Origin of the sequence: Chromohalobacter sp. (assembly GCF_039830575.1) — a bacterium.
GTDB lineage: Bacteria > Pseudomonadota > Gammaproteobacteria > Pseudomonadales > Halomonadaceae > Chromohalobacter > Chromohalobacter israelensis.
Map to the genome: position 1 here is coordinate 67,183 of NZ_JBDOOX010000002.1, position 12,078 is coordinate 79,260.

Sequence of the window (12,078 nt, forward strand, 5' to 3'; positions counted from 1 at the left end):
TCGCCCCGCTTTTGCGGGGCGATGTCGTTGCAGCCTTGTCGATGTCACCTCGATAAAGGATCCAGCCTCAGACCGGGGCTTGTCTCAGCCGGGTCATCAGCGCCTCGGCCCCGATATGTCGCATCAGTCTCTTAAGGTTGTACGCCAGTACCGCCAGACTGATCTCCCCTCGGGCTTTATCGAGCCCACGCACCAGCAGACGTCCGGCATTCCCCATCAGCGTGTCCTTGAGCGTGCCGAAGGGATGCTCGACGGTGGCGCGGCGACGTGTCATCGCCTTGGGGTCCTCTGTCAGGCGTTGTCGCGACGTCTCGAAGGCGCTTTCGTACTGATGGCGGGTGACCGTTCGCCAACGCCCCGCCGTACAGCGTGGCTTGAGCCTACAACCGGCACACGCCGAAGGGTTGGCGTAGTAAAGAACCTTCTGGGAAGCGTTGCGTTGCTTCAGTGGCAGCCAGTGATCGGCCGGACAGCGGTAGGCATCCCGGGCCGGTTCGTAGTGAAAAGCATCGGCCTGATAGAGCTGGCCGCCTCCCTGATTGTTGACGGTCCGCCGGGGCGGGATATGGCAGGCCAGGTTGCGTTCTTCGCAGCGCTGCTGCTGTTCACCGTTGGAATAGCCGGCATCGGCCAGTATCGATAAATTCCCTCTTTCCAGCGCCGTCTGGGTCGCTTCCGCCATGGGCTGCAACTGGCGACTGTCATCGCCGTCCTGCACCGTCTCGTGGTGCACGATCAGATGGGTGTCGGTATCCACCGCCGTCTGCAGGTTATAGGCGGTGCGGTTTCCCTGTGGCGAGCGCATGAGCCGGGCCTCAGGCTCACCGGTGACGTGATGCTGGATCCCGAGCCGTTCCATGCGCTCGCGGCTGTCTCGGGTCTGATCACGCAGGGCCTTGAGCCGTTCGAGTGAACGGCGACGCTGGTCATCGTCGGGCCCATCCCGGTGGGCTTCCTCGTGGTCGGTCTCATCGAGGCCTTCCAGCCAGGCGTCGATACGCGCGTTCAACGCCTGTTCCTCACGGACCAGCGCCTGGCGGCTTACCACACGCTTCTTGCTAGCCACGGCCCCGAATTTGCTGCCATCGATAGCCACTTCGCGGCTCGCCAGCCAGCCGGCGTCACGGCAGAAACGCACGAAATGACGGCACAGCTGACGAAACGCGCGCGGATGCTTGCGCCGAAACTCGGCGATGGTCTTGAAGTCGGGAGTCAGCCGATTGAGTAGCCACATCAGCTCGATATTGCGCTGGCATTCGCGTTCCAGCCGGCGTGACGAGCGGATCTGCTGAAGATAGCCGTACAGGTAGAGGCGCAGCATATCCGCGGGATGGTAGCCCGGGCGCCCGGTCGCAGCGGGTCGAGCCCGCTCGAAGCCCAGGGCATCGAGATCGAGGGAGTCGACATAAAGATCGATGACGCGAACGAGGTGATCGTCGGGAATCAGGTCATCGAGAGAAGGCGGCAGCAGGTCGAGCTGCTCGCGAGACGCGCCGGTGATATAGCGTGCCATGACGAAAACTGCCCATCAGGAAACCTGATGGGCAGTGTGCCAGCCGAGGCTGTGTTTTGACACAGCCTGCGAGGGCGCCGTTTCGTCGTGAGCGGGGCTCATGGCGTACGCAAGGAATCGCCGCGCCCCACCGCGAAGTACAACAATCCCGCGCGCTTGACCGCCTGCGGATCGAACAGGTTGCGGCCGTCGACGACCACCGGTGTGCTCAGCGACTGCTTGAGCCAGGCGAAATCCACGCTGCGGAACGCCTTCCATTCGGTACAGATCACCAGGGCGTCGGCCCCCTCGATGGCCTGCTCGCGATTATCGACCAGTGCCAGGTCGTCGCGCTTGCCGTAGATCCGTCGGCATTCGTCCATGGCTTCCGGGTCGAAGGCCTGTACCCGGGCACCGCATTCCCACAGCGCCTCCATCAAGGCGCGACTCGGGGCCTCGCGCATGTCGTCGGTGTTGGGCTTGAAGGCCAGCCCCCAGAGCGCGATGGTCTTGCCGGCCAGGTCGCCGTCGAAGGCTTGCGAGAGCTTGGCGAACAGCGTGGCCTTCTGGCGCTGGTTGACGCCTTCGACCGCTTCGAGCAGCTCGGCGTGGTAGCCGATCTCGCCGGCGGTGCGCGCCAGTGCCTGCACGTCCTTGGGAAAGCAGGAGCCGCCGTAGCCGCATCCCGGATAGATGAAGTGATACCCGATGCGCGGGTCCGAGCCGATGCCGCGCCGCACCTGTTCGATGTCCGCCCCGAGACGCTCCGCGAGATTGGCGATCTCGTTCATGAAGCTGATCTTGGTGGCGAGCATGGCGTTGGCCGCGTATTTGGTCAGCTCGGCGCTGCGGATATCCATGAACATCAACTTCTCATGGTGTCGGTTATAGGGACCGTAGCATTCGCGCATGATCTCGCGCACCCGCTCGGCATCGGTGCCCACGATGATCCGCGCGCCATGCGTGAAGTCCTCGATGGCGGCGCCTTCCTTCAAGAACTCGGGATTGGAGCAGACATCCACGGTGAGCGCGGCGTCACGGGCATCGAGCTCCTGCTGAACGGCGGCGCGCACCTTGTCCGCGGTGCCCACCGGCACGGTCGACTTGTCGACGACGACCTTGTCGTCCTGCATGTGCTGGCCGATGCTGCGCGCCACGGCCAGCACGTACTGCAAATCGGCGCTGCCATCCTCGTCGGGGGGCGTGCCCACGGCGATGAACTGCAGCGGCGCGAAGCCCACGGCGGTGGCGGCATCAGTGGTGAACCGCAGCCGGCCCTCGCTCACGTTCTGACGCACCATGGCGTCCAGCCCCGGCTCGTAGATGGGAATCTCGCCGCGCTCGAGGCGGGCGATCTTGTCGGCGTCGACGTCCATGCACATGACCTCGTGCCCCACGTCCGCCAGGCAAGTCCCGGTGACCAGGCCCACGTATCCCGTACCGAAGATACTGATTTTCATCGTATGTCGTCCTTTACGCTCGTTAACCAAAAAATCGTGGGCATCAAATCCCGTGAAAGCTGCGGTACCACTCGACGAAGCGCGTCACGCCCTCGTCGACGCCAACCTGCGGACGATAGCCGACCTTCTCGAAGAGCGCGTCGGTATCCGCCCAGGTGCGCGGCACGTCGCCGGGCTGCATGGGCTTGAAGTCGCAGCGCGCCGTGCGTCCCGTGGCCCGTTCCAGCGCGTGCACGAAGTCCATCAGGGCCACCGGACTGCCATGCCCGATATTGTACAACGCGAAGGGCGCCGTGCTCTGATCGGGGCGTGCGCCCGGACTGTCCGGGTCGGCCTCGGGAATCGCCTGCATGATGCGCACGACCCCCTCGACGATATCGTCGATATAGGTGAAATCCCGGGACAGATCGCCATGGTTGAACACCGGCAGCGGCTCGTCCGCGAGAATCGCCCGGGTAAACTTGAACATGGCCATGTCCGGACGTCCCCAGGGGCCGTAGACCGTGAAGAAACGCAGCCCGGTGGCGGGAATCCCGTACAGATGCGAGTAGCTGTGCGTCATCAGCTCGTTGGCCTTCTTGGTGGCGGCATACAAGCTGATGGGGTGGTCCACGGCATCGGCGGTGGAAAACGGCACCTGGGCATTCTGGCCATAGACCGAGCTCGAGGAGGCATAGATCAGGTGCGGCACCTGCTGGTGGCGGCAGCCCTCCAGGACATTGAGGTGACCCACCAGGTTGGATTGCGCGTAGACGTGCGGGTTGTCGAGGGAGTAACGCACCCCGGCCTGCGCGGCCAGATGGATGACACGCTCGAAGCGCGTGTCGGCGAACAGGCGTTCCATGCCCGCGCGATCGGCCAGGTCCAGGCATTCGAAGCGCACGTTCGGCCATCCCGCCAGGTCGTCCAGGCGGGCCTGTTTCAGCGACACGTCGTAGTAATCGTTGAGGTTGTCGATGCCGACGATGTCATGCCCTTCGGCCGCCAGGCGCTTGGCGACGGCATGACCGATGAAGCCGGCCATGCCGGTGATCAGGATATTCATGTGGCTAGCGTCATCTGCGTGTGATGGCGGGGACTATAGCATGGCGCTGCAAACGCGCCGATCCATGTATCTCGCTTCATTGACGACGGGCAAGCCATGCGGCGATCCCCACCAGCAGGAACGCCAATGCCAACAGTGAGAGGCCGTCCACCGCGTTTTCCAGCGCCGGCAGACGCGGGTCGCCGGCAGACGCGCGGTGTGCATTGTCGATACCCTGCAGCGCCAGCTGGCCCGACCCGGCGATCAGCGTCAGCATCATGCCCAGCGGCAAGGCGGCGCGCAGCCAGGCGGGCAGGCGTGGACGTGGAAACGCCACGCGCGGACCTGTGGCGCCCTGCTTCGATGCGGTCTTCGTGGCGGTCTTCGGTGAGCGGCTTCCCCCGCGGGAGCGCCGCTTGTCGGACGCGGAACGCTTGCGGGCAGCCTGCCCGCCGCGTTTGCCGGACGATGCCCCACGGCGGTTCAGCCAGCGATAGACCAGCATGGTCGCCGCCGCGGTCAGCGCCACCGCAGAGATGAGGATGGAAAGGAACAAGGAAAGCGAGGCCATGGAGTCCCGTTGTCTTTCGGTGATGGACTTTCGGTGATGACAGCATCACGAGACAAGGATACCAGTGATGGCCTCGCGGTTCAGGCACCCACGGCCGATCTCGCGTCTGCGCTCGACCGTGTCATGCTCCGCTTGACGCTCAGGGCATCAGCTGACCGCCGTTGACCTCCAGGATCTGCCCCGTGACATACCCGCTCATGGCGTCGGATGCCAGGAACAGAAACGCCCCGACGCACTCCTCGGGCGTCCCCAGGCGCCCCATGGGAATGCCGGCGCGCATGGCCTCGAGCTGGGCATCGCTGCTGTGGCGATCATGGAACGGCGTCACGATGACACCCGGTGCCACGGCATTGACCCGCACCCCGTCTCCGGCCAGTTCCTTGGCCATGCCCCGCGTGAACGAGCTGACGAAGGCCTTGGCCGAGGCATACAGCGACGCCCCGGGGCCGCCCCCGTTGCGGGCCGCCACCGAAGTGGTATTGATGATGTTGCCGCCCTCGCCCTGGCGGCGGAAATGGGCGAGCGCCGCGCGCGTGGCCAGCGTCACCGAGCGCACGTTGAGGTCCATCACGCGTGCGTAATGCGCCGCCTCGATGTCCCCCGCCGGTACGCGCCCCAGCATGTCGCCCGCGTTGTTGACGAGGATGTCCAATCCCCCCAGGCGCTCGGCGGCCCGGTCCACCACGTCGACGGCGCCCTCGGCGGTGCTCACGTCCTGCTGAAGCGTGAACGCCTGGCCACCGGCGCGCTCGATGGCCTCGACCACCTCGCGTGCCGGCGCCTCGCTGGTGTTGTAATGCACGGCGACATGCGCGCCCAGTGCGCCGAAGCGCTTGGCCACGGCGGCGCCGATGCCGGTGCTCGCCCCGGTGACCAGAATGCGCTTGCCCTGAAACTCATCGAACATGGTGATTGCTCCCAAGCCGGTGGAGACAGCACCCGACAGGGCATGCTGTCATACATCACACTAAGTGCGTGTCAGGATTCCAGATTGCGGGGCCGACCGGCATTAGACTTAAGGACGAGCCATGTCAGCGACCGTCGGCTTCGGCGGCCAGCCGGCGCAAGTGCACGACCAGTTCCTCCACCGCGGGCGACAACGGCTCCTGGCGGCGGGTGATGATGCCGTAGTAGTCCAGCGGCTTGCCGATCACGCGTTCGAGGACCACGTACTGGCCTCCCGCCAGGGGACGACGCATGACGGAGCGCGGCAGCACCGCGAGCATGTCCGAGGACTGCAGCAGCTGCAGCGTCGCCTGGATGGACGTGGTTTCGACGACGTTGGCCGGCGTCGCGATCCCTTCCTCGGCCAGCGCCGACTCGAACACGCCGCGCATGGGGCTCGACAAGGGATGCAGGATCCAGGGCCAGTGACTCAGCTCGTCCAGCGAAGGCGCCTCGCCACGCCGGGTCAGAGGGTGATCGCGACGCACCACGACCCGCAGCGGTTCGTCCAGCAGCGGTTCGAAATCGAACAGGTTGTGCTGGCTGACATGCGTCAAGCGCCCGATGACCAGATCGAGACGCTTGTGCTCCAGCTCGAGCAGCAGCCTGTCGCTGGTCTGCTCCTGCAGACTCACCGACAGGCGCGGCCGAGCCTGCTTGAGACGTGCGATGGCCGCCGGCAGGATCTCCGGCGCGGCCGCCGCGATCGCGCCGATCAGCAGCTGGCCGTAGCCGCCCTCGCGCAGATCGTTGATGTCGTCGACCAGGCGCTCCATGTCGTTGAGCAGGATCCAGGCATGGCGGATGACCTGCTCTCCCAGCTCGGTGGGCTGCATGGCACGTGGCAGGCGTTCGAAAAGCGCGAATCCGAAGTATACCTCCAGGTCTCGCAGCATCTTGCTCGCGGCCGGCTGGCTCAGGTGCATCACCCGCGCCGTGGCGTGCATGTTGCGGCTCTCCGCCAGCGTGGTGAGAAGCGTCAGATGCTTGAAACGCAACCAACCGCAGAGATGCGCGTGGGACAGCTTGCCCGTCGTCATGGTGAAAACATCCTCGTCGTCACGAGCGGCGCGTGCCCATGGCGCATGCCCGCTCGACTTGCCGATAACCCAGAGGAATCACAATGCCACAAACTTCGATTGGATTGTGATTTCAATGCGGCCATAGCCTGAGCGAAACGCCAACAACAATCACCGCCCTGGCAGCGCCAGGGCCATGAGGAGCGGCCATGAGTTCGATCATCAATTATCTGACCAAGATACGTTTCGGCGCCGATGCCCTAGACGACCTGGCCGAGGAACTCTCGCTCCTCGGCGTCGCCAGGCCCTTGATCGTCACCGATGCCGGACTGACCGCCAGCGGACTGGTGGACCGCGTGCAGGCCGCCATCGGCGGCAAGCATCCGGCGCCGGTCTACGACGAAACGCCGGCCAATCCCACCGAGGTCGCCATCGAGGAGGCCGTGGCCTGCTACCGCGAACACGGCTGCGACGGCATCGTTGCGCTGGGCGGCGGTTCCAGCATCGACCTGGCCAAGGGGGTTGCCCTGCTGGCCAGCCATCCGGCGCCTCTGCGTCAGTATGCGGTGATCGAGGGTGGCGCGGCACGCATCGGCAGCGAGGTGCTGCCGCTGGTCGCCATTCCCACCACGGCCGGCACCGGCAGCGAGGTGGGACGCGCCGCGCTGATCAGCATGCGCGACGAGCGCAAGCTCGGCTTCCTGTCGCCGCACCTGATCCCCGATGTGGCGATCTGCGATCCCGTGCTGACCCTCTCGCTGCCGGCCACCCTCACCGCCGCCACCGGCATGGACGCCATCGTGCACTGCGTCGAGACGTTCCTCAGCCCGCGCTTCAACCCGCCCGCCGATGCCATCGCGCTGGACGGCCTGCAGCGTGCCACGCGTCATATCCGCACCGCCGTTCACGACGGCAACGACCTCGAGGCCCGCAGCGAAATGCTGATGGCCGCCACCCAGGGCGCCCTGGCCTTTCAGAAGGGGCTCGGCGCGGTGCACTCGCTGTCTCATGCGCTGGGCGGCTTTCACGACCTCAAGCTTCATCACGGCACGCTCAACGCGCTGTTGATGCCGTGCGTGCTGCGCTTCAACCAGCCGCATTGCGAAGACAAGTTCGACCGGCTGCGCCAGGCCATGGGGCTCGCCCCGGGAACGGATCTCGCCGAGGCCTTTATCCAGCTCAACCGCGATCTGTCGCTGCCCATGCGCCTCAGCGAGCTGGGCGTGACGCGCGACCGCCTGGCGCCGGTCGCCCAGTGGGCGCTCGAGGATCACTCGACCGCGACCAATCCACGGCCGCCCACCCTTGAGGACTTCCAGCGTCTCCTGGAAGAAGCGTTCTGAGACGCTTCTCGTCAACACTTTCAACTAATTGAAAAAAAGGAGGTTTCAAAGCACTTTCTAGACCAAAGTCTAGATAAATGTATATTGCGCGCAATGTTCATTAACACTAGCTTGAAAGATGCATACCGCTAGACGTCATGCTTCATGACACACCAATAACAAGGATCGATCATGCTCAAACGTCACAACAAAACGCTCCTCGCCAGCACCGCCGTACTGCTGACCGCCATCGCCGGCCCGGCCTTCGCCGAGTATCCGGAAAAACCCATCACCATCATCGTCCCCTGGGCCGCCGGCGGCGGCACCGACGCCACCGCACGCACCATCGCCAAGGCGATGGAAGAAGAGCTCGGGGAAACCATCAACGTCGTCAACCGCACGGGGGGCAGCGGCGTGGTGGGCCATAGCGCCATCGCCAACGCCAATCCGGACGGGTACACGCTCGGGCTGGTCACGGGCGAGATCAACATGATGCACTGGCAGGGCCTCACCGATCTCACCTACCGCGACTACACCCCCATCGCCCAGATCAACTACGACTACGCGGGCGTCCAGGTCGCCACCGACGGTCCCTTCGGCGATCTCGAGGACCTGGTGCAGACCGTGCGCGATGAACCCAAGGGCACCTTCAACGCCTCCGGCACCGGCCAGGGCGGCGTCTGGCACCTGGCCTTCGCCGGCTTTCTGATGGATCAGGGCATGGAACCCGACCGGGTCACCTGGATTCCCAGCCAAGGGGCGGCCCCTGCCATGACCGAGCTCGCCGCCGGTGGCATCGACATCGTGCCGAGCTCGGTCCCCGAGGGGCGTTCGATGATCGAGTCCGGCCGCGCCAAGAGCCTGGGGGTCATGGCTCCCGAGCGCATCGACAGCTTCCCGGACGTGCCCACGGTTCAGGAAGCCATCGGCAGCGACTACCAGATCGGTGAGTGGCGCGGCATCGCCGGTCCCAAGGGCATGGACCCCGAGATCGTCGCCACCCTGGAAGACGCCCTGGAAGCCGCCTACAACAGCGACACCTATCAGGGTTTCATGGCCAAGCAAGGGTTCGGCACCGAGTGGCGCAACGCCGAGGACTTCGGTCAACTGATGGCCGACATGGATGAGCGCTTCGGCGAGATCGTCGAACAAGTCGGCCTGGCCAAGTAACCCGGAGGCCACGATGAAAGACTTCATGCTCGGCCTCGCGTTCATGGCGGCGGGTGCCATCGTCTATGTCGTGGCCCAGGGGTTCCCCACCATGCCGAGCCTGCAGTACGGGCCCTCACTGTTTCCCTCTCTCATCGGGGGAGGGTTCATGATCGGCGGGCTGATCCTTGCGATCAGTCATGGTGGGGCGCTCAAGGGCATCGCGCACGGCATCGCCTGGCGACCGGCCCCGGAGCGCATGCGCAATCTGCTGCTCTCCCTGCTGCCCGCGCTGGCCATCGTCTTCTACATCCTGGCAAGCGAATGGCTGGGGACCATGCTGTGCCTGGCCGTGATCATGTTCGTCATGATGCTCGCACGGCGCACCTCGCCCATTCTCGCGCTCGGGATCTCCATCGTCGCGGCACTGGTCATCGACCTGGTGTTCTCTCGCTACCTGCTCATTCCCCTCCCCGAGGGATTGCTGAGCCTCTGGGGGTAAGTAAGCCATGGATGCATTCCTGCAAGGCCTGACGCTGGTCTTCAATTTTCAGACGCTGCTCGTCATCGCCGCCGCGGCCATTTTCGGGGTCTTCGTGGGCGCCGTGCCCGGGTTGACCGCGACCATGGCCGTGGCGCTGCTGGTGCCCATCACCTTCTACATGGACCCCACCCCCGCCATCGCGGCCATCGTGACCACCTCGGCGATGGCGATATTCGCCGGCGACATTCCCGGCACCTATCTCAATATCCCCGGCACCCCCGCGTCGGCCGCCTACGTCGGCGAGTCGCATCAGCTCGCGCGACAAGGGCGAGCGCGGGAAACGCTGGGCACCAACCTGGTGTGCTCGATCTTCGGCGGTCTGTTCGGCACCCTGGTGCTTGTCTTCGTGTCGCCCTCACTGGCCGAGGTCGCGCTGAAGTTCAGTTCGTTCGAGTATTTCTGGCTGGCGCTGCTGGGTCTTAGCTGCTCGATCTTCATCTCCATCGGTTCCAAGACCAAGGCCTTCCTGTCGCTGCTGGTGGGCCTGCTGCTTTCCACCGTCGGCCTCGACATGATGAGCGGCGCGCCGCGCTTCACGTTCGGCATTCCGGACTTGATGGCCGGTGTCAATTTCATTCCGGTGATGATCGGCATGTTCGCGCTCAATGAGCTGATGATGTTCTACGGCTCGAGCAACGAGGGGCGCAACGTCCCCGCCGTGCACAAGGACAAGGTCTTCGGCAGCGTCCCCCAGCATCTCAAGCGCTACTGGCGCAACCTGCTGCGCGGGAGTTCGACCGGCACGCTGATCGGTGCCCTGCCCGGCGCGGGCGCGGACATCGCGGCGTGGATCTCCTATGCCATGGGCAAGAGCCGCTCGAAGAACCGGGACGCCTACGGCACCGGGCACATCGAGGGCATCGTCGATGCCAGCTCGGCCAACAACTCCGGCATCAGCGGCGCCTGGGTGCCCGCGCTGGTCTTCGGTATCCCCGGCGACTCGATCACTGCCATCGTCATCGGCGTGCTGTACATGAAGGGCATGAACCCCGGCCCCACCATCTTCATGGAGGGCGGCGGGCTGGTATACGCCCTGTTCACGGTGTTCTTCATCGCCAACCTGATCATGCTGCCCATCGGCTACATCGCCATTCGCTCGGCCAAGGTGTTCATCCTGACCCCGCGCAAGGTGTTGATGCCGATCATCCTGTGCTTCTGCATCGTGGGTGCCTTCGCCATCAACAACGCCATCACCGATGTGTGGATCATGCTGATCATCGGCCTGGTGGCCTTCATCCTGGCACGCAACGACTTCCCCATGGCCCCTGCCATTCTGGGCCTGGTGCTGGGCGGCACGCTGGAAAACAACTTCATGAGCTCGATGCTCAAGAGCAACGGCGACCTGCTGAGCTTCTTCTCGCGCCCGATCAGTGCGGGCCTGGGCATCATGGTCATCCTGATCTGGCTGCTGCCGCTGTTCGTTCGCCTCTATCGTCGCTACTGCGGCGCCTCTCGTGACCAATCGCCGAGGACTCCATGACCCTTTACGCGTCCACTCCCCTGACCGACCTGCTGACCGCGCTCTTCACGGAGGCCGGCGCCACGGCGGAGGTCGCCGAGACCACCGCCTCGATACTCGTCGAGGGTGACCTGCTCGGTCATCACACCCACGGCGTCAAGCTGGCCAAGGGCTACCTCAACGATCTCAGGGCCGGCAATGCCTGCGGCGATCACCGGCAACTGGCGCTCACGGAAAGCAGCCCCGTCGCCGCCACGATCGACGGGCACTACGTGCTGGGGCCGTATCTCGTGACGCGGGCCCTGGCGCATGCGCGTCAGGCGGCCGACGGTTTCGGCATCGGCATCGTCACGCTCAAGCGTTCGCATCATATCGCCTGTCTGGCGGCCTACCTGCGCCCGCTCGTCGAGCAGGGTCTGGTCCCCATCGTGCTCAGTTCCGACCCCGCGGTGGCCTCGGTGGCGCCCTACGGCGGCACCACGCCGGTGTACACGCCGGACCCGCTGGCGATCGGCATTCCGGGACGCGAACATCCGCTGCTGATCGATGTCAGCATGTCGAGCATCACCAACGGCACCGTCAACAAGACCCGCGCCGAGGGCGGCAAGCTCGCACACCCCGCCATCCTCACCAACCGGGGCACGGTCAGCGACGACCCCGAGGACTTCTTCACCACGCCGCCCGGCAGCATCCTGCCCCTCGGCGGCCAGGCCTTCGGCCACAAGGGGTTCGCCCTGGGCCTGATGGTCGAGGCGCTGACCTCGGCGCTCGGCGGCTTTGGACGCAAGGACGCCCCCACGCAATGGGGCGCCTCGGCCACGGTGATGGTCATCGACCCGGCACGCTTCGGCGGCACGCAGGCCTTCCTGGATGAAACCGACTTCCTCGCCCGGCAATGCCTCGACTCCGAGCGCGTCGACCCCGAGGTCCCGGTGCGTCTCCCCGGCCAGTCGGGCCTGGCGAAGCGTCAGCGCTATCTGCGCGACGGCATCCCGCTGCCCGGCGACGTCGTCGACGCCCTGCGCGAGGCCGTGGCCGGCTCCTCCCTGGCGGAGGGTGACCTGAGCCGCTCCCTAGGGCTGTGACCGAATCG

At 65.3% G+C, this 12,078-nt stretch carries 11 protein-coding genes; 5 read left to right on the forward strand and 6 right to left on the reverse strand.

The window, feature by feature from the left end; genetic code table 11:
• Nucleotides 1-67 precede the first annotated feature (67 nt).
• The 6 genes from ABGX75_RS00625 to ABGX75_RS00650 all read right to left on the reverse strand — a co-directional run bounded on the left by ABGX75_RS00625 (nt 68) and on the right by ABGX75_RS00650 (nt 6,532).
• Nucleotides 68-1,513: an IS1182 family transposase gene (locus ABGX75_RS00625; protein ID WP_035414808.1), complete on the reverse strand. Its 1,446-nt coding sequence runs from the start codon at nt 1,511-1,513 to the stop codon at nt 68-70.
• Nucleotides 1,514-1,611: 98 nt separating this feature from the next.
• Nucleotides 1,612-2,952 carry a UDP-glucose/GDP-mannose dehydrogenase family protein gene (locus ABGX75_RS00630; protein ID WP_128690671.1) on the reverse strand — a complete coding sequence of 447 codons (1,341 nt, stop codon included), beginning with the start codon at nt 2,950-2,952 and terminating at the stop codon, nt 1,612-1,614.
• Nucleotides 2,953-2,995: 43 nt separating this feature from the next.
• Complete coding sequence (locus ABGX75_RS00635) at nt 2,996-3,997, reverse strand: NAD-dependent epimerase (RefSeq protein ID WP_110062322.1); 1,002 nt, start codon at nt 3,995-3,997, stop codon at nt 2,996-2,998.
• 76 nt (nt 3,998-4,073) lie between these two features.
• Nucleotides 4,074-4,547: a hypothetical protein gene (locus ABGX75_RS00640; protein WP_224114515.1), complete on the reverse strand. Its 474-nt coding sequence runs from the start codon at nt 4,545-4,547 to the stop codon at nt 4,074-4,076.
• Between the two features lie 139 nt (nt 4,548-4,686).
• Entirely contained in the window at nt 4,687-5,454 is a 768-nt protein-coding gene (locus ABGX75_RS00645; protein WP_011507056.1) for an SDR family NAD(P)-dependent oxidoreductase, read from the reverse strand.
• 124 nt (nt 5,455-5,578) lie between these two features.
• Nucleotides 5,579-6,532, reverse strand: coding sequence for a LysR family transcriptional regulator (locus ABGX75_RS00650; RefSeq protein WP_011507055.1), 954 nt, complete (start codon nt 6,530-6,532; stop codon nt 5,579-5,581).
• A 188-nt stretch (nt 6,533-6,720) separates the two neighbouring features.
• Here ABGX75_RS00650 and ABGX75_RS00655 point away from each other — a divergent pair, with 188 nt between their 5' ends.
• The 5 genes from ABGX75_RS00655 to ABGX75_RS00675 all read left to right on the forward strand — a co-directional run bounded on the left by ABGX75_RS00655 (nt 6,721) and on the right by ABGX75_RS00675 (nt 12,070).
• Nucleotides 6,721-7,854: an iron-containing alcohol dehydrogenase gene (locus ABGX75_RS00655; protein WP_347411201.1), complete on the forward strand. Its 1,134-nt coding sequence runs from the start codon at nt 6,721-6,723 to the stop codon at nt 7,852-7,854.
• A gap of 171 nt (nt 7,855-8,025) precedes the next feature.
• On the forward strand, nt 8,026-9,003 hold the full coding sequence (locus ABGX75_RS00660) for a tripartite tricarboxylate transporter substrate binding protein (RefSeq protein ID WP_035412787.1): 978 nt from the start codon (nt 8,026-8,028) through the stop codon (nt 9,001-9,003).
• 13 nt (nt 9,004-9,016) lie between these two features.
• On the forward strand, nt 9,017-9,484 hold the full coding sequence (locus tag ABGX75_RS00665; protein WP_011507052.1) for a tripartite tricarboxylate transporter TctB family protein: 468 nt from the start codon (nt 9,017-9,019) through the stop codon (nt 9,482-9,484).
• A 7-nt stretch (nt 9,485-9,491) separates the two neighbouring features.
• Nucleotides 9,492-11,006, forward strand: a complete 1,515-nt coding sequence (locus tag ABGX75_RS00670; protein WP_035412785.1) for a tripartite tricarboxylate transporter permease — start codon at nt 9,492-9,494, stop codon at nt 11,004-11,006.
• The gene (locus ABGX75_RS00675; protein WP_035412782.1) at nt 11,003-12,070 is read left to right on the forward strand and encodes an Ldh family oxidoreductase; all 1,068 of its coding nucleotides are present in this window, start codon (nt 11,003-11,005) and stop codon (nt 12,068-12,070) included. Before ABGX75_RS00670 ends, ABGX75_RS00675 begins: the two co-directional genes overlap by 4 nt.
• Nucleotides 12,071-12,078: the final 8 nt, after the last annotated feature.

Bases quoted from the DNA above. Each gene is read 5' to 3' on its own strand.
- ABGX75_RS00625 (WP_035414808.1), bottom strand. From the start codon at position 1,513: ATGGCACGCTATATCACCGGCGCGTCTCGCGAGCAGCTCGACCTGCTG.
- ABGX75_RS00630 (WP_128690671.1), bottom strand. From the start codon at position 2,952: ATGAAAATCAGTATCTTCGGTACGGGATACGTGGGCCTGGTCACCGGG.
- ABGX75_RS00635 (WP_110062322.1), bottom strand. From the start codon at position 3,997: ATGAATATCCTGATCACCGGCATGGCCGGCTTCATCGGTCATGCCGTC.
- ABGX75_RS00640 (WP_224114515.1), bottom strand. From the start codon at position 4,547: ATGGCCTCGCTTTCCTTGTTCCTTTCCATCCTCATCTCTGCGGTGGCG.
- ABGX75_RS00645 (WP_011507056.1), bottom strand. From the start codon at position 5,454: ATGTTCGATGAGTTTCAGGGCAAGCGCATTCTGGTCACCGGGGCGAGC.
- ABGX75_RS00650 (WP_011507055.1), bottom strand. From the start codon at position 6,532: ATGACGACGGGCAAGCTGTCCCACGCGCATCTCTGCGGTTGGTTGCGT.
- ABGX75_RS00655 (WP_347411201.1), top strand. From the start codon at position 6,721: ATGAGTTCGATCATCAATTATCTGACCAAGATACGTTTCGGCGCCGAT.
- ABGX75_RS00660 (WP_035412787.1), top strand. From the start codon at position 8,026: ATGCTCAAACGTCACAACAAAACGCTCCTCGCCAGCACCGCCGTACTG.
- ABGX75_RS00665 (WP_011507052.1), top strand. From the start codon at position 9,017: ATGAAAGACTTCATGCTCGGCCTCGCGTTCATGGCGGCGGGTGCCATC.
- ABGX75_RS00670 (WP_035412785.1), top strand. From the start codon at position 9,492: ATGGATGCATTCCTGCAAGGCCTGACGCTGGTCTTCAATTTTCAGACG.
- ABGX75_RS00675 (WP_035412782.1), top strand. From the start codon at position 11,003: ATGACCCTTTACGCGTCCACTCCCCTGACCGACCTGCTGACCGCGCTC.